This is a genomic window from Pseudonocardia sp. ZF1, from assembly GCF_056835605.1.
This window is the reverse complement of sequence record NZ_JAJNBY010000001.1, coordinates 1,847,777-1,867,381: the sequence shown is the minus strand read 5'-3', so window position 1 is coordinate 1,867,381 and position 19,605 is coordinate 1,847,777. Positions and strand designations below refer to the sequence as shown.

Genomic DNA, 19,605 nt, shown 5'->3' with positions numbered 1-19,605 from the left:
GACGACGATCCCTGCCCCGGCGAGCCGGTCCACCAGCTCCGCGTTGGGGTGCCGGTAGCTGTTGCCGTTGCCGACGCTGATCACCGCCGCCCGCGGCGCGACGGCCGTGATCAGCCGCGGGACCACCTTGCGGGACCCGTGGTGGGGCATCTTCAGCACGTCCGCCCGCAGGTCGGCCCCGGAGTCGAGCAGGTCGTCCTGGGCGACCAGCTCGGCGTCGCCGGTCAGCAGGATCGTCGCGGCCGGGGTGGTCGCGCGCAGCAGCAGCGAGATGTCGTTGACCGCCGTCCCGTCGCTGCCGTCGACCGTCAGGGCCGGGTGGACCGGACCGAGGACCTGCAGGCGCAGCTCCGGCCAGCCCAGCGCCATCCCGCGCGCGAGCCCCACCACCGGGGCACCGGCCTCCTCGGCACGCCGGGTGATGTCACGCAGCCCGGACGCCGGCTCCCGTACCGGCCCGACGGCGATGCCGCCCGCGGCGCGGCCACGCAGCGCGCCGGCGAGTCCGCCGTCGTGGTCGGCGTGGAAATGGGTGATGACCACGAGCTCCAGGACCCGGACGCCGAGCCGGTTCAGGCAGGTGTCGACGGCGTCGTCGGTCGGCCCGGTGTCGACCAGGACGGCGTGCCCGGGGGTACCGGTGGCGAGGACGAGCGCGTCGCCCTGACCGACGTCGCAGGCCACCATCCGCCACCCGGCGGGCGGCCATCCGGGCGGCGCGAACCGGGTCGGGACGAGGACGACGAGCAGCCCGACCAGCAGGGCCAGCAACAGCGCCCGCAGCCGGGGCACCCGGCCCATCGCCAGCAGCACGACCAGCACCCCGGTGAGCAGCAGCGCGCCGCCCGCCCCCGCGGGCCACGGCACGGTGGCACCGGGCACCGCGGCGGCCCGGTCCCCGACCACCACCAGCCACCACACGAACGGTCCCGCCAACCAGGCGCAGCACCATGCGGCGGCCGGGCTCACCGCGGACAGCACCGCACCGAGCACGCCCAGCACCGTCGCGGGGGCGACGGCGGGGGCCGCGAGCAGGTTCGCCACCACGGTGACCAGCCCGACTCCCCCGTTGAGCCCGGCGATCACCGGCGCAGTGGCCAGGGCCGCGGCGACCGGGACGACCAGTGCCTCGGCCGGTCCGGACGGCAGCCCGCGCCGTCGCAACGCCGCCGTCCAGCCCGGGCCGAGCAGGACCAGCGCACCGGTGGCGACGACGGAGAGCACGAACCCGGCGTCGACGGCCAGGGCGGGGGCGGCCAGCAGCAGGCCGAGCACGGCCACCGCCAGCGCGGGCACCGCCGACCGGGCGCGGCCGGCCGCGAACGCGATCAGCACCACCCCGCCCATGACCGCCGCCCGCAGTACCGACGGTGACGGCCGGGCCAGCACGACGAACCCGACCAGTGCCAGCATCGCGGCCGCGGCCGCGATCCGCGGGTCGGTCCGGAACAGGCGCAGGAGGAGCAGCACCGCCCCGGTGATGATCGCGACGTTGGCCCCGGAGACGGCGGTGAGATGCGCGAGCCCGGCGGTGCGGAAGTCCTGCTCGGTCTCGGCGAGCTGGGCGCGGGTGTCCCCGATCGCGAGCCCGGGCAGCAGCCCCGCGGGTGCCTCGGGCAGCGCGGAGACCGCGGCGTCGCGCAGGCCGTCGCGCAGCGCCCCGGCACCGGTCTGCCACCAGGGCGGCGCGGTCACGTCCTGCGGCGCACCCCGGACCTTCAGCACGGCGACCGTGAGGTCGGGGCGCTGTGCGGGCATGAGCAGCCCGGCGGCGGAGACCTCCTGGCCGGGGAGCAGCCCGGTCCAGCTCGCCGCCGGGGCCAGGAGCAGGAGCTTCCCGCCGGTGGTCGCCCGGTCCCCGCCGACGGTGGCCGTGACGAGCTCGGTGGGTACCAGCGCCAGCGCCCGGGCGGCGCCGGACTCGTCGCCGCCGCCGGTGGTGCTGCGCAGGAGCCGGGGGTCGTCGGTGAGCCGGACGCGGACCTCGGCGGCGGCACCGCGGTCGGCGGGTGCCCGCAGCGGGTGCGACGCCAGCGCGGCCGCGTGGACGGTGACCAGGACGGCCGCGACGAGGGCGCACCCGGCCGCGGCGAGCACGATCGACGACGGTGCCGCGGCACGGGCGCTGGTCCGGGCGCGGAGCAGCGCGACCGGCACGGCGAGCGCCGCGAGGACGGCGGCGGTGATCCCACCCGTGGTGCCGCCGAGCAGCCCGGCGAGGACGGCGGCCCACGTGGCGAGCGCGGCGGGGACCAGGCGCAGGTCGGGTGGGGCGGGACGCTCGGCCTGCTCGTCGTGCTCGTCGTCGTGCTCCCCGTGGACCGGGTCCGCCCGGCGGGCTCCGGCGCGGCTCACACCCGCACCAGTTCCTGGAGCTGGGCGAAGCGGCGCTCGCCGATGCCGTCGATCTCCCGCAGCTGCTCGACCCGGCTGAAGCGCCCGTTGGCGCTGCGCCAGTCGATGATCTTCTTCGCGGTGACCGGGCCGACGCCGGGCAGGGCGTCGAGGTCGGACGCGGTCGCGGTGTTCAGGTCGATCTTCCCGCCGGGGGCGCCGGGCGGGGCGGGGGCGCCCGGTTCGGTGCCCGACGCGGGCTCGGAGCCCGGGGCGGGCAGGACCGGGGCGGCGTCGGCGGCCGGTGGGACGCCGACCGCGATCTGTTCGCCGTCCCCGAGCCGCCGCGCCAGGTTGAGCACGCCGAGGTCGACCTCGGGCAGCGGGCCCCCCGCGGCGTCGAGGGCGTCGGCGACGCGCGAGCCGTCGGGCACCCGGACGAGGCCGGGCCGGGCGACCCGTCCGACGACGCTGACGACGAGCGGCCCCGCGGTGACCGGGGCCGCCGCGACGGGTGCCGGTGCGCCCGCGTCCGCCGACCGGTCCGTCGGCCCGGCCGTTGCCTCGCCGGGCAACGCCGTCACCTCGGGGAGGCCGCCGACGGGCTGCACGGTGGGGCGGTCGAGCCACACCCCCACCCCTGCGACGAGCGCACCGACGAGCACCACCGCCACCAGACCGAGCGCACCGGGGCGGCCCGGGTCGACCCGCGCCCCGGCCAGCGACGACGGCAGCCACCGCTGGGCCCGGCGGCGCAGCCAGGAGGGGCGTCCGCCGTGCGGGCCGTCGTCGGCGAGAGTCTCCTCGGGCGGGGCGGGGTCGCCCCGGGCCAGCAGGGCCAGGGGGTGGCCGGCGTCGGGGTCGGCGGTCCACACCGGCCTCGCGCCCTGCGGGTCGGCGGGCCACTCCGGTCCCGCACCGTGCGAGGCGTCGGGGTCGGCGTGCCGGACAGGTGTCGCACGGTGCGGGGTGTCGCGTCGGGAGGCGGACGGCATCGGACCCGGCGGAACGGCACCGCTGACATCGTGCGGCGGGAGTGGCCCGGGTGCGGGCGGTCGTCCGGGGCGTGACCCGGCCGGGCCGGGAGGCACCGGCAGCGCGGGCAACGGGACCGTCGGGGGTTCGAGCCGGTCCGCGACCGTGTCCGGCCGCCCGCGCCTCCCGATCCCGGCGAGCCGCCGGGCCGGGTCGAGGGCGGTGTCGGTCCTGGTCACGCATCCGACGCTAGGTCCGTGACCCCCGTTCCGACCGGCCGGTGTCCGGCCTGTGGACGGATCCGTCGCTTGGGGACCGACGGCATCCCGTGGGCCGTCACGGGGCCGGACCGTCGGCGGTCCGTGCTACACACCGGCGGGGCCCGTCGGCCCGTGGCAGGGCGGCCGGAGCCGGCCCCCCTCGACGAGGCGGTCAGCCCGCCGGCACCGCCACGACCCCCACCAGCCCCGGTCCCGCGTGCGCCCCGATCACCGCGCCGACCTCGGAGACGTGCATCCCGGCGGCGTCGGGCAGCTGTTCGCGCAGCCGATCGGCGATGTCCTCGGCCCGGTCCTCGGCACCGAGGTGGTGCACGGCGACGTGCGCCCCCAGGCCCGCCGCGGAGACCGCGAGCGCGACGAGCCGTTCGGTCGCGCGCGAGGTCGTCCGCACCTTCTCCAGCGGCGCGATCCGGCCGTCGCGCAGGTGCAGGATCGGCTTGACCGACAGGGCCGTGCCCACCAGCGCGGACGCGGCACCGATCCGCCCGCCACGGCGCAGCCGTTCCAGGTCCTGCACGGCGAACAGGACCCGTGCCCGTGCGGCGACGGCACCGGCCACGGCCTCGACGTCCTCGGGGGCCGCACCTGCCCCGGCGGCGTCGGCGGCGGCCAGCACGGCGAAGCCCAGACCCATCGCGATGGCGCCGGAGTCGACGACCCGGATCCGGTCCGGGGCGACCTCCTGTGCGGCGAGCCGGGCCGCGTCCCAGGTGCCGGACAGCTCCCGGGACAGGTGCACGGCCACGACGGCGGGGGCGCCGTCGTCGAGCAGGGCGGTGAAGCGCTCGGCGAACGCGGCCGGGGTCGGGCGCGAGGTCTGCACCAGCAGGGTGCGGTCGGCGAGGGCGGTGATCAGCTCGGCGGCGGACACGTCGACACCGTCACGGGCGGTGCGCTCACCGAGCCGCACCTCCAGCGGGACGACGTGGATGCCCCGCCGTTCCGCGACGCCGGGCGGCAGGTGGGCGGTGGAGTCGGTGACCACGGCGACCGGCGAGGGGGGCACGGCCGGACCCTATCCACCCGTCGGGCGGAACAGCGGTGCCAGTGCCCGCTGCGCGGCGAGGTAGCGGCCGTGCGCGTCGTCGAGGCGACCGCGGGTGCGCGGGTCGGGGGTGAACTCCCGGTCGAGGCGCACCATGCGCCCGGCGAGCTCGCCGACCGAGGCGGCGTCGCCGGTCGCGAGCGCGGCGAGCATCGCGGCACCGAGCACCCCGGCGTCGCGCTCGGCGGTGCGGCGCAGCGGCCGGTCCAGCACGTCGGCCTTGATCTGGCACCAGAGGTCGCTCGCCGCACCACCGCCGCAGGCGGCGATCGTGTCGGCGCGACGTCCGGCGGCGGCCTCCAGCGGCCCCAGGACGTGCCGGGCGGCGTGCGCGACGCCCTCCAGCACGGCGCGGCCCAGCTCGGCGGACCCGGTGGCGAAGCCCGCGCCGAGCCAGTGCCCTCGCAGGTCCGGGTCCCACAGCGGGGCCCGTTCCCCGGCGAGCTGGGGCAGGAACAGGACCTGGCCCGGGTCGGGGCAGGCGGCGCGGTCCAACAGCTCGCCCGGTGCGACGCCGAGCACCGCGGACGCCCAGGTCAGGGCGTCGCCGCCGGCCTGGGTGGGCCCGGCGTGCACGTGCAGCCCGCGCCACGACGGGAACGTGACGATGCCCGGGGCGCCGCCGCCGGGCGTCGCGGCGAGGGCCAGGACCTCCGAGGTGCCCGCGATGTCGATCGCGTCGCCGGGGGCGGCGATCCCGCCGCCGAGCAGCGCCGCCCAGGCGTCCATCGTCCCGACCGCGACGGGCAGCCCGGCCGGGAGCCCGCCCGCGCCGGTGGTCTCCCCCGCGACCGACGCCGGGTCGGCCAGGGGCGCCGGCATCGCGCGCAGCCCGGGGACCAGCAGGTCGAGCCAGTCCGGGTACCGGCCGTCGGGGCCGAGGAGCCCGGTCGAGGACAACGGATCGGCCACGGCGATGCCGGTGAGCCGCTCGAGCAGCCAGTCCTTGGGGGCGAGCAGCCTCCGTGCGCGGGCCCACGCGTCGGGCCGGTGCGCGGCGAGCCAGGCGGCGCGGGCGGCCGCGTGCGAGGCGTCGACGGTGCCCAGCCCGCCCCGGACCCGGGCCCGGTCGGCGGGGGTGAGCCGCCCGGTCAGGGTCGCCGCGACCGGGCCGCACCGGCCGTCCTGCCAGGTGATCGCCGGGTGCACGGGGGCACCGTCGTCGTCGACGAACAGGTGGGTGTTGACCTGGGCGCACACCCCGACCGCCGTCACCCCGGCCAGTGCCGGGCCGAGCGCGCCGACCACCTCGGTGAGCCCGGACCACCAGTCGTGCGGGTCCTGCTCGGCGTGCCCGGGTGCGGGCCGCGCGGTGGGGTGGGCGGCCCGGGCCGTGGCGACCCGGACGCCGTCGCCGGTGAACACCGCCGCCTTGACCGAGGTGGTGCCGAGGTCGATGCCGAGCAGGGTCACGGCCGGTCCCCCGCGGCCGCGAGGAGCCCGGCCAGTGCCTCCCCGACGGCGGCGTGTCCTGCCCAGCCCCAGTGCAGCCCGTCGGGGTTGCCGTGTCCACCGAGGACGTGCTCGCCGACCAGGGCGGGCACGTCGAGAACCGTCACCGCCGGGGCGCCGGCCGCCCAGCGGTGGATCGCGGCGTCGGTGGCGGCGCGGTGCGGGTGGGCCAGGCCGTAGTCGGCGGCGCGGTGCACCGACGGTGCCAGCGCCACCACCGGCAGCCCGGGGCGCAGCGCGTGCACCCCGGCGCGGCAGCGTTCCAGGTAGGCGGCGGTGAGGCGGGGCGGCAGGGTCGCCGGGCCCCCGCCGGGCAGCCGCGCCAGTGCCGGGGCCAGCCGCGGCTGGGCGCGCCGGTAGGCGCTGCGGGCCGCGTGGCGCAGCGGGGCGGGCCGCAGCACCGGGATCAGCTCGCGCAGCGCGGTCGGCAGCGGGGACGGCAGCGAGTCCATCCCGGACACCCCGAGCACGACCGCTCCGACCCGCGGCAGCGCCGCCCACACCCGCGGGTCCCCGGTGATCGCCGACCAGGCGTGCCGGGCGGTCCACCCGGCACGCGCGACGATCTCGGCCCGGCCCCCGAGCCGGGCGGCGGCGATGTTGGGCCACAGCCTCGGCTCGTCGGCCGGGCAGGGCCGCTCGGGCCCGTGGAAGGCCAGCGAGTCCCCGACGACCAGCAGGTCAGGCACCGATGTTGTACCCCGACAGGCGCCAGCGGGGGTGGTCGTCACGACGGGCGACGACGGCCCAGCGGGTGTTGCCCAGCCCGCCGATCACCGGCCAGGACGACTGCGGCAGGTCGAGCAGCCCGCACACCATCCCGGCGATCATGCCGCCGTGCGCGACGAGCAGCACGGAGCGCTCCTCCGGGTCGGAGGCGTACTCGAGGTCCAGCTCCTCGACGACCGGCAGCGACCGGACGACGACGTCGACCCGGGACTCCCCGCCGGGCGGGGTGAACCGCGGGTCGGACCGCCACTCGGCGATCGCGCCCGGGTCGTCGGCACCGATCTCGGCGATGGTGCGTCCCTGCCAGTCCCCGAGGTGGGTCTCCCGCAGCCGCTTGTCCACCGACAGCGGCAGCCCGACGGCCTCGGCCACGGCGGTCGCGGTGTCGTGGGCGCGGGTCAGGTCCGAGGTGATGATCCGGTCGAACCGTTCCTGCGCGAGCCGCGGCGCGACGGCCGCGGCCTGCGCGCGCCCGGCGTCGGTCAGCCGGGTGTCCAGGTGCCCCTGCATCCGGCCGACGGAGTTGTACTCGGTCTGCCCGTGCCGCAGCAGGGTGACCCGGCGCAGCGTCATGCAGTGCCGTCCGGGGCGCCCTGGGGGTCGGGCACCTCGATCGCCGGGCAGTCCTTCCAGAGCCGGTCCAGGCCGTAGAAGCCGCGCTGCTCGGTGTGCATGACGTGCACGACGATGTCGTTGAAGTCCAGCAGGACCCAGCCGTTGTCGTTGTCGCCCTCGCGCCGGGTCGGCTTGCTGCCGCGCTCGCGCAGCTTCTCCTCGACCTCGTCGACGATGGCCTGGACCTGACGCTCGTTGGCCGCCGACGCCAGCACGAAGCAGTCGGTCAGCGCGAGCTGGTCGGACACGTCGAGCGCGACGATGTCGACGGCCTTCTTGTCGGCCGCGGCGGCCGCGGCCACCTTCGCCAGCTCGACCGCCTCCGGTGATGCCGTCACCACACTCTTCCCTTCACGACCACGATTGACCTCGACAGTGTGTCAGCCGGGCACCGGGGGCTTGGGCGGCGGGCACCGGGCGGGATAGGTTTCCGCCTCACGGTGGAACGTCGAAGGAGACTCCCCATGCCCCTGGCGCCCGATCTCGAGGGCACGCAGTGCGAACCGGTCAGCTTCGCGTGGGCACGGGACGACGTGCTCCTGTACGCGGTCGCCGTCGGCGCGGGGGGTGAGGACCCCACCGCCGAGCTGTCGCTGACCACGGAGAACACCGGGGGCGTGCGGACGGCGGTGCTGCCGTCGTTCGCGGAGATCGTCACGGCGGGCGCGAAGGTCGACCTCGGTGACGTGGACGCCTCGCGCGTCGTGCACGCCGAGCAGGCGTTCCGGGTGGTCGGCCCGCTGCCGGTGGAGGGGCGGGTCCGGGTGACCGCGACGGTCACCGAGGTGCTCGACAAGGGGTCCGGGGCGCTGGTGCGCACCGAGGCCGAGGCCGTCGACGCCGGCACCGGGGAACCGGTGCTGACCAGCACGAAGACGTTGTTCCTCGGCGGCGAGGGCGGCTTCGGCGGCCCCCGCGGTGACAGCGCGCCGAGCCCCGTCCCCGACCGGGCGCCCGACCACGAGGTGACCTACCGGACCACGCCCGGCCAGGCCCTGCTGTACCGGCTGACCGGGGACCGCAACCCGCTGCACAGCGACCCGCAGTTCGCCGCGAAGGGCGGTTTCGACCGGCCGATCCTGCACGGCATGTGCACCTACGGGTTCACCACGCGTGCGCTGGTCGCGACCGTCTGCGACGGCGACGCCCGTCGCCTCGTCGCGATGGACGCCCGGTTCACCCGCCCGGTCGTGCCCGGGCAGTCCCTGACCGTCTCGGTGTGGGACACCGGCGACGGCACGGTCGCGTTCCGGACCGCCGTCGACGGCGAGGTGGTGCTGGACCGCGGCACCGCGGAGGTCACGGCGGCGGCCCCGTCCGCCTGAGCGCTCAGGACGCCGCCGCGGTGACCCGCGGCGGCGCCGGGTCCCCCGGGTAGTCCTGACCTCCCCGATAGGCGAGGGCGGACAGCGCGTCGAGCGCCGCGAGCTGCGGGTAGGTCCGGTCCGGGTCGCCCCGGTGCGGCCACCGGTGGTCCAGGTGGCGGAAGGTCACCGCGCGGTGCCGCGTGGTGGCCAGGAAGCGCGGGTTGTCCCGCACGAAGCGGGCGTAGGCGTACCGGAGCACGGGGTGGCGGCCCAGCTCGGTGCGGACGAACCGGTCGACGTCGGCGCCGATCTCGTGGACGTACTCCCCGCAGGGGGCGACCACGAACGGCACCACCCACGCCTCGTGTACGCCGAGCAGGTCGCGCACGGCGCGCTGGCGGTGCCCGGCGTTCTCGCTGCGCGACATCCACGCGGCGACGACGGCGCGGCGGCGCGTGCCCATCCGGGCGAGCACGGCCGACGACGGCCAGGGGAACGACGTCCGGAACGGGATGTGGACCGGGTCGCCGTCGACGTGCACGTCGTGGTCGGCGACGCCGCCGCCGGAGTCCTGCACGAGCTGCGCCGACACCGCGCCCCACGGGGCGAGGGTGTGCATCGCGGCGTGGGCGTCCCGGCGGACGGGCTGCGGCACCGCGCGGAGCAGCAGACCGGCCACCGTCGGGGTGGGGACCTCGATCACGAGGATCACCGTAGCCCGATCGGCGCAGCGTAGCGTGACCGATGGTCGACTATTGCGCTGTGTCGTCACCCTTTCGGCGCTGCGTGACCGGTAGTCGGTAGAGCGCGGCGACCGGCTCGCGGCCGTCCGGGAACCGCCACCCGGCGGACGCGGTCCCGGTGCGGACCCAGCCGGCCGCCCGGTAGAGGCGTTCGGCCGGGACGGACTCGACGACGTCGAGAACCCCGTCGCGGCCGCGGGCCGCCAGCGCGGCGGCGACGCCCGCCAGCAGGGCGCGGGCATGTCCGGCACGACGGACCGCCGGGTCGACGAACACCCGGGTCAGCCGCAGCGCACCGGAGTCGCCCGCGGCGTCGACATCGTCGGTGAGGAGCGCGGCGTGCCCGGTGACCCGCTCCCCCACCGTGACGACCAGTGCGGTGACCAGTCCCGGCGGGGAGAGGAACGCCGCCGGGTCGGCCGGCCAGGTCGACGGGTAACGGTCGGCGGCGTGCACGGCACGCAGTACCGCGACGCAGCCCGGCAGGTCGTCGTCGGTGCGGGGGCGTACGACCACGTCCGGACGCCGGGTCAGCGCGGACGCAGGACGTAGCCGGTGTAGCCGTACTCGGCGCCGAACCGTTCCCGCACGGCGATCTCGTCGCCCACCTCGTCCAGCGCCGCCGGGTCGACGCCGTCCTCACGCAGGGTCGCGATCCGGCAGGCCAGCGGCCGGTAGTAGGCGTCCCAGTCGGAGTCGGGGAGCAGGTAGACCGCCTGCACCGTGTACCCGGCGCGCTCCGCGGCGGCGACGTTCTCCGCGGTCGTCCGCATCCCCGGGTAGCTCCTGTCCCAGAACTCCCGCGCGCCGGGCGACGGCTCGGTGGTCGTCCACTCGGCCTCGGTGAGGACCAGCACACCGCCCGGGGCGAGCAGGCGCCGCCAGCCGGCCAGCGCGGCGTCGAACCCCATGATGTAGGCCGCTCCCTCGGACCAGACGAGGTCGGCCTCGCCGTCGGGCAGCGGGAGGTCGTCCATCGCCGCGACGAGCGGACGCACCCGCTCCCCCAGCCCGGACGTCGCGGCGCGGGTCCGCAGCCGCCGGAGGAAGGGCTCGTGCAGATCGACGGCGACGACCTCACCACCGGTCGCCGCGGCCAGCGGGAGCGTCGAGGGGCCCGTCCCGCAGCCGATGTCGACGATCCGCGGCCGCTCGGGCAGGTCACCGGCCAGCCGCAGCAGCAGCGCCGTCGTCTCCTCCGATCCCGGCGCCTCACGGGGCAGGTCGTCGTGGGCGGCCAGGAAGACCTGCTCCAGCGGTGTGCTCACGCCCGCGCATGATGCCCGCACCGGGCCGTCACCGCACCACCGGAACGTGTGCATGATGGAGTGGTGCACGTCGACATGCTCCTGATGGCGATCCCCCCGCTCGCGATCTACTTCCTGTGCGCGGGTGTGGTCGGGGTGGAGAGCATCGGGGTCCCGCTCCCCGGCGAGATCGTGCTGGTCGGCGCGGCGCTGCTGGCCGCGCGCCCGGGGTCCCACATCGACCCGGTCGCCGTCGCGGCGTCGGCGACGGCGGGCGCGATCGTCGGTGACTCGATCGGCTACTCGGTCGGGCGCCGCTACGGCACCGGTCTGCTCGACCGGCTCGGCCGTCGCTTCCCGAAGCACCTCGGCCCGGCCCACCTCACTGTCGCCCGCCGCATCTTCGACCGGCACGGGGTGTGGGCGGTGCTGTTCGGCCGCTTCGTGGCGATCCTGCGGATCCTGGCCGGGCCGCTGGCCGGGACGATGAAGATGCGCTATCCCGCGTTCCTCGCGGCTAACGCCACCGGTGCGGTGCTGTGGGCGGGCGGCACGGTCGCCCTGATCTACCTGCTCGGCATCGTCGCCGAGACCTGGCTGAAGCGGTTCTCCTGGATCGGGCTGATCGTCGCCGTCGTGGGCGGGCTGGTGGTGTCGCGGTACGTGCGGCACCGCGTCGAGCGGGCCGCCTCCCGGGAGGAGACGGCGCAGTGAGGCGCGGCCCGGTGCACGACCTCGCCGCCGCGGAGCGCGCCGACCTGGCCGGCCTGCTCGACACCCTCACGCCCGGCCAGTGGGTGTCGGACTCTCTGTGCGCCGGCTGGCGGGTGCGCGACGTCGTCGCACACCTGATCGGCTACGACGTGGCCGGGCTGCGCGGGTTCCTCGGCACCGTGGTGCGGGCCCGGGCCACCGGCCGCGACCCGAACGACCTCGTCGTCGCGCAGTGGGCCGATCGCCCGGTCACCGAGGTGGTGGCGGCCGTACGGGCGCATCTGCGTCCACGCGGGGTCACCGCCGCCTTCGGCGGGCGGATCGGGCTCACCGACGCCCTGATCCACCACCAGGACATCCGCCGCCCGCTCGGGCTGCACCGCAGCGTCCCGGCCGACCGGCTCGCCGCCGCGCTGCCGTTCACGATGACGGCACCGCCGCTGGGCGCCCGCAGGCGGGTCGCGGGCCTGCGGCTGGTCGCGACCGACCTCGACTTCCGCCACGGTGACGGGCCGGAGGTCGCCGGGCCCGCCGAGGCGCTGCTGATGGCCGCCGCGGGGCGGGCGGACGCGGTCGCGGAGCTGTCCGGCCCGGGCCGGGAGCTGCTGGCAGCGCGGACGGCTCAGCGCGGCGCGTGAGCGGTGTAGACGATCCCGCCGCCGAACGAGCGGGCGTCGAGGAGCCGTAGCCCCTCGGCGTTCCAGCCGTCGGGGAACAGCCGCCTGCCGGCACCCTGGACCACGGGGTGGTGGAAGAGCCGGAACTCGTCGACGAGCCCGGCGGCGATGAGCGTGTGGCAGAGCGTGATGCTGCCGGTCAGCACGATGTCGGTGCCCGGCTGCTCCTTGAGCGCCGCCACCTCGGCCACCGGGTCCCCGGACAGGATCGTCGAGTTCTGCCACTCCGGGTCGGTCAGCGTGGAGGACACCACGTACTTGTCGACCTGGTTCAGGTAGTCGGTGATGCCGGTGGCGTCGTCGGTCTGCGCGGGCCAGAAGCCGCGGAAGTCACAGAACGTGCGACGGCCGAGCAGGGTCGCGTCGGACGCGGAGTCCTGGCGGTGCAGCTCGGCCAGCATGTCGCCGCCGTCGTCTCCTCCCGACCCGGCGGTCGGGTCGAACCAGTCGCCGAGGAACTCGACGGCGCCGTCGAGGGTGATGTTCTGGGTGATCGCGAGGGTGCGCACGGGAGATGCCTCCACGGTCGTCGGTGCGTCGTACACCGGGGTCGACCGCGGAGGCGTCCCGGACTCATCGCTCCGCTCAGCCGTCGACGACGGTGATCGCCGACGCCGGGCAGCCGCGCGCCGCGTTGCGCACGGCCTGCTCCTGGCCGTCCGGCGGGGTGTCGGTGAGCAGCTCGACGACGGCGTCGGAGTCGCGCTGGTCGAACACGTCCGGGGCGGTGAGCAGGCACTGTCCCGAGCCGACGCACGCGTGCTGGTCGACCTCGACCTTCATCGCGGTCCCCCCCTCACCAGCGGACCGGCAGGCTGCGGACGCCGCCGGTGATGTGGTCGGTGCGCACGTCGAGCTCGTCCATGCCGACGGCGAGGTCCAGCCCGGGGAGCCGGCGGGCGAGCGTCGCGAACACCGCGCGCAGCTCGGTGCGGGCCAGGCTCGCGCCGATGCAGAAGTGCGGCCCGTGGCCGAAGCCGACGTGCCCGCGCTCGGTGCGGTCGGGGTCGAAGGTCTCGGCGTGGTCGAAGACGTCGACGTCGCGGTTGGCGGCGTTGACCGAGAGGATCACCGCGTCGCCGCGCGCGATCGTGACCCCGGCGATCTCCACGTCTTCGTGGGCGTAGCGCAGCAGCCCCAGGTCGCCGGGCGCGCCGAGGCGCATGACCTCCTCGATGACGGCGTCGACCCGGCCGTCCGGGTCCGCGGCGAGCCTGTCCCACTCGTCGCGGTTGGTCATCAGGAACAGGATGCCGAGCCCGATCCGGTTCACCGTGGTCTCGTGGCCGGCGAACAGCAGCCCGACGCAGAGCCGGACCATCTCCGGGTAGCCGAACCCGGGGTCCTCGGCCTGGGCCTGCACGAGGTCGGTGATGACGTCCTCGCCCGGCTCGGCGCGCTTGCCCTAGGCGAGCCCGGCCATGTAGCGGCCGAACTCCTCGCGGGCGGCGTGGGCGTCCTCCCCGGAGAAGGTGGCCATCCGGTCGGACAGGGCGCGGAAGTACTCGCCGTCGGACTCGGGGACGCCGAGCAGCGAGCAGATGACCGCGACGGGCAGCGGGAAGGCGAGGTGGGTGTGCAGGTCCACGGTGGCACCCCGGCCCGCGGCGTCGTGCTCGGCGACCATCGCGTCGACGTAGCCGTCGACGAGCTCCTGCACGTGCCCGGACAGCGTCCGCATCCGCTTGGCGGAGAACGCCGGGGTGAGCAGCCGGCGCATCCGGCCGTGCTCCTCCGCCTCGTTCTCGTAGGTGCCGGTCGGCCCGTCCTGGACGGCGGCGGTGCTGATCCTCGACGCCTTCTCCGGCTCCGGGTGCGACCGGCCGAACCGCTTGTCCCCGAGCAGCTCGCGGACCTCGGCGAACCGGGTCACCAGCCAGGCCGGGTCCCCGGCCGGGGTGGTCACCGGCGCGATCGGTGCCTCGCGGCGCAGGACCTCGTAGAACGGCGCGAGGTCGAGCAGGTTCGGTCGGGTGAACGGCAGGCGGGGACGCTCGGTGGCGAGGGTCATCGACACTCCTGGGGTCGTGGTGGTGAACCCCAGCCTACGATTTGTTGGCAGTATCTGCCACGAATGTGTCCGGAGTGCGCCGGACCGTCCCCGAACGGGCGGGTCGGGGACGGTCCGGGTCCGTGGTCACGCCGGGCTGTCGAGCAGCTCCTGCAGGTACTGGTCGATCTGCGGCATGTAGGTGGGCGCGACGCCGAACAGGGCGAGGTGCCCGAGCAGGTCGTCGACGACGCGGATCGTCGCGTGCGGGGTCAGCTCCAGCTCGGCCTCGTGGTCACGGACCGGGAAGAACATGTCCTCGTTGATCGGGATGACCCGGGCGACGGACTCGTTGCGCCCGAGCGCCTCGGCGAGGTCCCCGCCGGTGTGGCGGGCGACGTCGCCCCGTTGCCACTTCCACGCCATGCACAGCAGGTCGTTGGGGTCCATCGCGGTGAAGTACGGCTCCAGGAAGCCGGCCATGAACGCCTCGCGGGACTCGAACTCCAGGGCGCGCCACACCTCCTGCTTCCAGAACTCCGTGGAGAACCCCATCACCGCCCAGATGCCGGCGTGCCGCTTCAGCCCGGCCTCGACCTCGGTGTTGCTGCGGTAGTTGCCGCCGGCGAAGCCGGGGTCGGAGGTGATCGCCTCGACCAGGGCCTGCGTGTAGAGGAAGTCGTGCGGGGTGTTCTGCGCGGTCCCGGCGATCGGCGCGGCGCGGCGCACCTTCTGCGGGAACCGGACCATCCACTCGTAGGTCTGCTGCGCGCCCATCGAGCCCCCGACGACCAGCGCGAGCCGGTCGATCCCGTAGTGCTCGCGCAGGAGCTGCTCCTGGGCCCGGACGTCGTCGCCGATGCGGACGTGCGGGAAGTTCGACATCGCGATGCCCGCGTTGGCGCCCGAGGCGTTGTGCGGGCTGGTCGACAGACCGTTGCCGATCTGGTTGACCACGACGATGAAGTACCGCTCCGGGTTCAGCGCGTGGTCCGGGCCGATGTAGACGTCGCGGAAGATCTGGTGCGTGCCCGAGTACCAGGTCGTCACGAGGATCGCGTTGTCCTTCGCCGCGTTCAGCGTGCCGAAGGTGGCCACCGCGAGCTGCAGGTCGGGGATCACCCCGCCCTCCTCCAGCGCGAACTCCCCCAAGCTGATCAGGTCGTAGTCGCCGTGGAACTCGTGGGTGTAGTAGGGATTCTCGATCGCCGTCGGCTGCGCTGTCGTCCCGGTCGTCACTGCTGTCACGCTCCTGCTCCGTCGAAGACGCGGACCGGGACGACTCTTCTCCCTTGTGACGCGTGGCACAAGATCCCGACCGGGCCGTGCTCAGCTCCAGGCGACGACGAGCCCCAGCATCGTCACGACGATGCCGAGTCCCAGCACCATCATCAGCAGCCAGGCCGCGGCGTTCGGTGGCGCCTCGGCGGGGGCCGGGTCGGTGCTGCGGCGCAGCTCGGCGAGCTGGGCGGGGTCGAGGATGGGCATGGTCAGGTCGTCGGAGTTCATACGGTGGTAACGCGCGGGGCCGGGTCGCAGGCACTGCGTTCCCGTCTCTCGTGTGCCGCAGGAAGATCGATGTCGCGGACGGTGGCTCACGTCCGCCCACCGGGCTCACCTTCCGTAGACCGGGAACACGCGTTGCATGACTCACCGTGATCGGTCGGGTCGCGGCGTCGCACCTCGCAGAGGCTTCCCGGACCTCGCAGCCCGCGCAGTGGCTGCGAGGTCGGGGCACGGTGTGCGGGGTCGGGTCGTCACACGCCGGGCGGCGGGGACGCGCCGTCGATCCGGGCGGACAGCCAGTCCCGTGCGTACCGCAGCGCGGTTGCGGCGACCGGGGTGTCGTGCCCGGCGAAGCCGTGCGGGACGCCCGGGTGGACGCGCAGGTCGACCTCGACCCCGGCCGTCGCGAGCCGGGCGGCCATCGCGAGGTTGTCCTCCAGCAGTACGTCGTCGGTACCGACCGTCATCAGCAGCGGCGGCAGGACGGTGAGGTCGGCGAACACCGGGGAGAGGTCCGGGACGGTCCGGTCGGCGACGTGGCCGGCGTAGGCGCGCAGGAAGTACTCCTCGGCGATGCGGCGACCGGCCGGGGTGCGGGCACTCAGGTCGTAGGTGCCGTACCGCAGCTCGGCCCCGGCGACACGGTCGGCCAGGCCGCGGTCGCGCAGCCGCAGCAGCGTCGTCACGGCCAGGGTGGCCCCGGCGGAGACGCCCGTGAACGCGACCCGGTCGGTGCCGAACAGCTCCGGCGCACGGTCGAGCAGCCACAGTGCCGCGGTCGCGCAGTCGTCGGGGGCGGCCGGCCAGGGGTGCTCCGGGGCGAGCCGGTGGTCGACGGCGACGACCGCGACGCCGAGCGCCTCGGACAGCGCCCGGTTCCCGACGTCGTCCCGCGCGGCCGAGCCCAGGTAGAAGCCGCCGCCGTGGATCTGCAGGAGCACCCCGCGCGCCGTGCCCGGCGGGAGGCAGATCCGCACCGGCACCCGACGGCCGTCGGCGACGGCGGTGTCCCCCACCGCGGGCGGCACCGCGCGCGGTGGCGTGGCGGCCGCGGCCCGGACCGCGCGCAGCTCGTCGGCGTCGGCGGGGCCGCGGCCCGCCGGACGGGAACGGTAGAAGGCCCGGGTCCGCTCGGCGTCGGCCGGCGGGACCGGCACGGTCAGTGCGTCGAGGGCGACACGCACGGGCCGGTCAGTCCTTCCCGCGGCGGGTCAGCACCGTGGGGCCGTCCTCGGTGATCGCGACGGTGTGCTCGGAATGCGCGGTGCGCGAGCCGTCGGCGGAGCGGATCGTCCAGCCGTCCGGGTCGAACACGATCTTGTCGGTGGTCCGTGCGAACCAGGGCTCGAGTGCGAGGGTCAGCCCCGGGCGCAGGGTCAGGCCGCGACCGGCCCGCCCGGCGTTCGGGATGTGGATGTCGCCGTGCATGGTGCGGCCGAGGTCGTGCCCGCCGAACTCGGTGTTGACCGGGTAGCCGTAGTCGCGGGCGACCCCGCCGATGGCGGCGGAGATGTCGCCGAGCCGGTTGCCCGGCCGGGCCGCGTCGATCGCGGCCTCCAGGGCGTCCTCTGTGGCCCGGATGACGCGGAGGTCGCCCTCGTCGGCCGTCGTGCCGACGACGACCGTCCGGGCGGAGTCCGCGACCCAGCCGTCGATGCTGACGGCGATGTCGGCGCTGAGGACGTCGCCGTCGCGCAGCACGTAGTCGTGCGGGAGCCCGTGCAGCACGGCGTCGTTGACGGACAGACAGATGACGTTGCGGAACGGGCCGCGCCCGAAGGACGGGGCGTAGTCCCAGTAGCAGGACTCGGCGCCGCGTTCGGCGATCATGCCGCGCACGTGCTGCTCGATGTCGAGGAGGTTCACACCGACGTCGGCGATCCGGCCGACCTCGGTGAGCACCTCGGCGACGAACCGGCCGGTCGTGTGCATCCGGTCGATCTCGGCCGGTGTCTTCAGTTCGATCACGGTATTACTATACCGGACGGTCACGGCTTGCCGGTACAGTAATATCGACCCTACGCTCGACGCATGGTCCGTCAGCCCCTCACGCCCGAGCAGATCGAGGCCGGCCGCCGTCTCGGCGCGCTGCTGCGCCGGGCCCGGGGCGACCGCGACCCGGTCGACGTCGCGGGGGCGGCCGGCATCTCCCCCGAGACGCTGCGCAAGCTCGAGACCGGACGGCTGCCGTCGCCCGGGTTCGGGACGATCGTGTGCCTGGGCGAGGCGCTCGGGGTGCCGCTGGAGGAGCTGGCGGCGGAGTGGCGCGGGAGCGACGTGGCCATGGAGGCGGCCGGATAGCGGTTCCCCCGGGCCCGTGCGCCGACCGGCCACCCGTTCGGCCGGCCCTCGCCGTCGACGACGCACCAGCCGGCACCGTCGAGCCACCGGCGCCACACGACCCGGTCCGGCCGCCGGTGGACCGGTCGCCCGTCCGCGTCGGACGCCTCGCGGTGGAACCGGCACACGAGCCCGTCGGACAGGCGCACGAACCGACGGGCTCCACGGCTCCCAGGTACCCGACGCGGCCGGGTCCGTCGATCGGGTTGCGGCCCGCCGGAATGGCCGACGACGGGGTGAGGGTGACCGGAGCGGTGCCGACGGCGCCGGACACCCGTGGGAGGAGCACGAGATGAGTGACGCGTCGGCCCCGTTCGACCTGGCGGCGATGAACCGCGCCGTGATCGAGGAGTTCCGGGAGACCGGAGGACGGGCGGGCGGCATGTTCGAGGGCAAGCCGCTCCTGCTGGTGCACCACACGGGAGCCCGGTCCGGCACCGAGCGGATCGCGCCCCTGGTCCCGCTCCTCGACGGCGAGCGGATCTTCATCTTCGCCAGTAAGGGCGGCGCCGACACCAACCCGGACTGGTACCACAACCTCCTGGCGAACCCCGGCACCCGCGTCGAGCTGGGCACCGAGACCCTGCCCGTGCGGGTGCGGGAGGTCACCGGTCCCGAGCGGGACGAGGTCTACGCCCGCCAGGTCGCAGTGGAGCCGCAGTTCGGCGAGTACCAGCGCTCGACGGAGCGGACCATCCCGGTGCTGGAGCTGCAGCGGACCTGAACCCGCACCCCGGTTCAGGCCCGCCGCGTGGCCGGCCGGTCGCCTGTCCATCAGTACCTGAGCGCGCTCGCGTGGGGCGCGCACAGCACTCCTGTACTGATCGACGGGACCTTGCCGTCGCCCGGGGCGGATGGGGCAGGATCCGCACTCCTCCCCGGGCACGGTGCAGAGGTGCACCGGCACCTCCACCGTGGCGATCACACCCGGCGCACCGACAGGCCGGCCGAGCTCCCGTCCACCCGGCGGTCCCCGGCCCCGTGGTGGTGACCGGTCGTCGTCGGGCCTCGCCGGCCGGGCCGGCATGTACCGGATTTGTACCCGAAGGCCCTCGGGACGCAGGATCAGAAGCGTGGGCGAGCACAAGGAACGCATGCTCCGCAACGACTGGTACCTCGACGAACCCGACCTGGCCGAGCACCGACGTCGCTGCTGGCGTCTCCTCGACCGGTTCAACGCGACCGGCGCCGATGACGACGACGAACGCGCCATGCTCCTCCGCGACATCGTCGGACACGTCGGCGGCGGCGTGGTGGTACTGCCCCGCTTCCTGTGCAGCTACGGCACCCACATCTCGCTCGGCGACCGCGCTTTCGTCAACCACGACGCCCTCTTCATGGACGACGCCGCCATCACCATCGGCGATGACGTCCGCATCGGACCGCGCACCCAACTCCTCACGGCACAGCACCCCGTCGACGACCGTGACCGCCGTCGCGAGGGATGGGAACGTCCTCTCCCCATCAGCATCGCGAGCAACACCTGGCTCGGCGCCGGGGTCATCGTCTGCCCTGACGTGACCATCGGGGCGGATGCCGTGGTCGGGGCAGGAAGCGTTGTGACGCGGGATGTGCCCGACCGCGTTCTCGTCGCAGGGAACCCGGCCCGGCTCGTCCGCGAGTTATGAGAGAGCCAGGTACATCGACCCC

21 protein-coding genes and 2 pseudogenes are annotated in these 19,605 nt (G+C 75.4%); 6 read left to right on the top strand and 17 right to left on the bottom strand.

What is annotated here, in order from left to right:
* Positions 1-132: 132 nt before the first annotated feature.
* The 7 genes and pseudogenes from ZF1_RS09260 to rsfS form a co-directional block, all read right to left on the bottom strand.
* A pseudogene (locus ZF1_RS09260) lies at positions 133-1,758 on the bottom strand (ComEC/Rec2 family competence protein); the annotation flags it as partial.
* 593 nt (positions 1,759-2,351) lie between these two features.
* Positions 2,352-3,548 carry a ComEA family DNA-binding protein gene (locus ZF1_RS09255; RefSeq protein WP_482636999.1) on the bottom strand — a complete coding sequence of 399 codons (1,197 nt, stop codon included), beginning with the start codon at positions 3,546-3,548 and terminating at the stop codon, positions 2,352-2,354.
* Between the two features lie 193 nt (positions 3,549-3,741).
* Positions 3,742-4,596, bottom strand: coding sequence for a DegV family protein (locus ZF1_RS09250; RefSeq protein WP_482636998.1), 855 nt, complete (start codon positions 4,594-4,596; stop codon positions 3,742-3,744).
* Positions 4,597-4,605: 9 nt separating this feature from the next.
* Positions 4,606-6,048: a xylulokinase gene (locus ZF1_RS09245; RefSeq protein ID WP_482636997.1), complete on the bottom strand. Its 1,443-nt coding sequence runs from the start codon at positions 6,046-6,048 to the stop codon at positions 4,606-4,608.
* Positions 6,045-6,776 carry a diglucosylglycerate octanoyltransferase gene (octT, locus tag ZF1_RS09240; protein WP_062401422.1) on the bottom strand — a complete coding sequence of 244 codons (732 nt, stop codon included), beginning with the start codon at positions 6,774-6,776 and terminating at the stop codon, positions 6,045-6,047. The genes ZF1_RS09245 and octT overlap by 4 nt, the downstream gene beginning before the upstream one ends.
* On the bottom strand, positions 6,769-7,389 hold the full coding sequence (locus tag ZF1_RS09235; RefSeq protein WP_208825198.1) for a histidine phosphatase family protein: 621 nt from the start codon (positions 7,387-7,389) through the stop codon (positions 6,769-6,771). Before ZF1_RS09235 ends, octT begins: the two co-directional genes overlap by 8 nt.
* Positions 7,386-7,769, bottom strand: coding sequence for a ribosome silencing factor (gene rsfS, locus ZF1_RS09230; protein ID WP_062401418.1), 384 nt, complete (start codon positions 7,767-7,769; stop codon positions 7,386-7,388). The genes ZF1_RS09235 and rsfS overlap by 4 nt, the downstream gene beginning before the upstream one ends.
* Before the next feature lie 126 nt (positions 7,770-7,895).
* Between rsfS and ZF1_RS09225 the strand changes: the two genes are divergently transcribed.
* Complete coding sequence (locus ZF1_RS09225; RefSeq protein ID WP_251784674.1) at positions 7,896-8,756, top strand: MaoC family dehydratase; 861 nt, start codon at positions 7,896-7,898, stop codon at positions 8,754-8,756.
* 4 nt (positions 8,757-8,760) lie between these two features.
* Here ZF1_RS09225 and ZF1_RS09220 read toward each other — a convergent pair whose 3' ends face one another.
* From ZF1_RS09220 to ZF1_RS09210, 3 genes are read right to left on the bottom strand one after another with little or no spacing between them, the layout of a single operon-like run.
* Positions 8,761-9,441: a hypothetical protein gene (locus tag ZF1_RS09220; RefSeq protein ID WP_251784675.1), complete on the bottom strand. Its 681-nt coding sequence runs from the start codon at positions 9,439-9,441 to the stop codon at positions 8,761-8,763.
* A 49-nt stretch (positions 9,442-9,490) separates the two neighbouring features.
* The gene (locus ZF1_RS09215; protein WP_405418422.1) at positions 9,491-9,997 is read right to left on the bottom strand and encodes a GNAT family N-acetyltransferase; all 507 of its coding nucleotides are present in this window, start codon (positions 9,995-9,997) and stop codon (positions 9,491-9,493) included.
* 14 nt (positions 9,998-10,011) lie between these two features.
* Complete coding sequence (locus ZF1_RS09210) at positions 10,012-10,749, bottom strand: class I SAM-dependent methyltransferase (RefSeq protein WP_073578028.1); 738 nt, start codon at positions 10,747-10,749, stop codon at positions 10,012-10,014.
* A 63-nt stretch (positions 10,750-10,812) separates the two neighbouring features.
* Here ZF1_RS09210 and ZF1_RS09205 point away from each other — a divergent pair, with 63 nt between their 5' ends.
* Together ZF1_RS09205 and ZF1_RS09200 are read left to right on the top strand one after the other, a co-directional pair.
* Positions 10,813-11,442 carry a DedA family protein gene (locus tag ZF1_RS09205; RefSeq protein ID WP_405418426.1) on the top strand — a complete coding sequence of 210 codons (630 nt, stop codon included), beginning with the start codon at positions 10,813-10,815 and terminating at the stop codon, positions 11,440-11,442.
* Complete coding sequence (locus tag ZF1_RS09200; RefSeq protein ID WP_251784683.1) at positions 11,439-12,080, top strand: maleylpyruvate isomerase family mycothiol-dependent enzyme; 642 nt, start codon at positions 11,439-11,441, stop codon at positions 12,078-12,080. The genes ZF1_RS09205 and ZF1_RS09200 overlap by 4 nt, the downstream gene beginning before the upstream one ends.
* Here the strand turns inward: ZF1_RS09200 and ZF1_RS09195 are convergent.
* From ZF1_RS09195 to map, 7 genes and pseudogenes are all read right to left on the bottom strand, one after another.
* Positions 12,065-12,628, bottom strand: coding sequence for a dihydrofolate reductase family protein (locus ZF1_RS09195; protein WP_346105387.1), 564 nt, complete (start codon positions 12,626-12,628; stop codon positions 12,065-12,067). The two genes, ZF1_RS09200 and ZF1_RS09195, sit on opposite strands and share 16 nt — an antisense overlap.
* A 76-nt stretch (positions 12,629-12,704) precedes the next feature.
* Complete coding sequence (locus ZF1_RS09190; RefSeq protein ID WP_062404434.1) at positions 12,705-12,902, bottom strand: ferredoxin; 198 nt, start codon at positions 12,900-12,902, stop codon at positions 12,705-12,707.
* A 13-nt stretch (positions 12,903-12,915) separates the two neighbouring features.
* Positions 12,916-14,130 (bottom strand): annotated as a pseudogene (locus ZF1_RS09185) (cytochrome P450).
* A gap of 126 nt (positions 14,131-14,256) precedes the next feature.
* Positions 14,257-15,357: an alpha/beta fold hydrolase gene (locus ZF1_RS09180; protein ID WP_301549177.1), complete on the bottom strand. Its 1,101-nt coding sequence runs from the start codon at positions 15,355-15,357 to the stop codon at positions 14,257-14,259.
* An 81-nt stretch (positions 15,358-15,438) separates the two neighbouring features.
* Entirely contained in the window at positions 15,439-15,618 is a 180-nt protein-coding gene (locus ZF1_RS09175) for a hypothetical protein (RefSeq protein WP_482636996.1), read from the bottom strand.
* A gap of 248 nt (positions 15,619-15,866) precedes the next feature.
* Positions 15,867-16,799 carry an alpha/beta hydrolase gene (locus ZF1_RS09170; RefSeq protein WP_482636995.1) on the bottom strand — a complete coding sequence of 311 codons (933 nt, stop codon included), beginning with the start codon at positions 16,797-16,799 and terminating at the stop codon, positions 15,867-15,869.
* A 7-nt stretch (positions 16,800-16,806) separates the two neighbouring features.
* Entirely contained in the window at positions 16,807-17,583 is a 777-nt protein-coding gene (gene map / locus ZF1_RS09165; protein WP_476654223.1) for a type I methionyl aminopeptidase, read from the bottom strand.
* 63 nt (positions 17,584-17,646) lie between these two features.
* On the opposite strand from map, the gene ZF1_RS09160 reads away from it, so the two are divergent.
* From ZF1_RS09160 to ZF1_RS09150, 3 genes are all read left to right on the top strand, one after another.
* The gene (locus ZF1_RS09160) at positions 17,647-17,916 is read left to right on the top strand and encodes a helix-turn-helix domain-containing protein (RefSeq protein WP_346105396.1); all 270 of its coding nucleotides are present in this window, start codon (positions 17,647-17,649) and stop codon (positions 17,914-17,916) included.
* Between the two features lie 331 nt (positions 17,917-18,247).
* Positions 18,248-18,679: a nitroreductase family deazaflavin-dependent oxidoreductase gene (locus ZF1_RS09155; protein ID WP_482636994.1), complete on the top strand. Its 432-nt coding sequence runs from the start codon at positions 18,248-18,250 to the stop codon at positions 18,677-18,679.
* Between the two features lie 349 nt (positions 18,680-19,028).
* Positions 19,029-19,583: a sugar O-acetyltransferase gene (locus ZF1_RS09150; protein ID WP_476654221.1), complete on the top strand. Its 555-nt coding sequence runs from the start codon at positions 19,029-19,031 to the stop codon at positions 19,581-19,583.
* Positions 19,584-19,605 lie beyond the last annotated feature (22 nt).

Excerpts from the sequence above, each read along its gene's own strand:
- ZF1_RS09235 (WP_208825198.1), bottom strand. The coding sequence starts at position 7,389 with ATGACGCTGCGCCGGGTCACCCTGCTGCGGCACGGGCAGACCGAGTAC.
- ZF1_RS09160 (WP_346105396.1), top strand. The coding sequence starts at position 17,647 with ATGGTCCGTCAGCCCCTCACGCCCGAGCAGATCGAGGCCGGCCGCCGT.
- ZF1_RS09225 (WP_251784674.1), top strand. The coding sequence starts at position 7,896 with ATGCCCCTGGCGCCCGATCTCGAGGGCACGCAGTGCGAACCGGTCAGC.
- ZF1_RS09155 (WP_482636994.1), top strand. The coding sequence starts at position 18,248 with ATGAGTGACGCGTCGGCCCCGTTCGACCTGGCGGCGATGAACCGCGCC.
- ZF1_RS09175 (WP_482636996.1), bottom strand. The coding sequence starts at position 15,618 with ATGAACTCCGACGACCTGACCATGCCCATCCTCGACCCCGCCCAGCTC.
- ZF1_RS09190 (WP_062404434.1), bottom strand. The coding sequence starts at position 12,902 with ATGAAGGTCGAGGTCGACCAGCACGCGTGCGTCGGCTCGGGACAGTGC.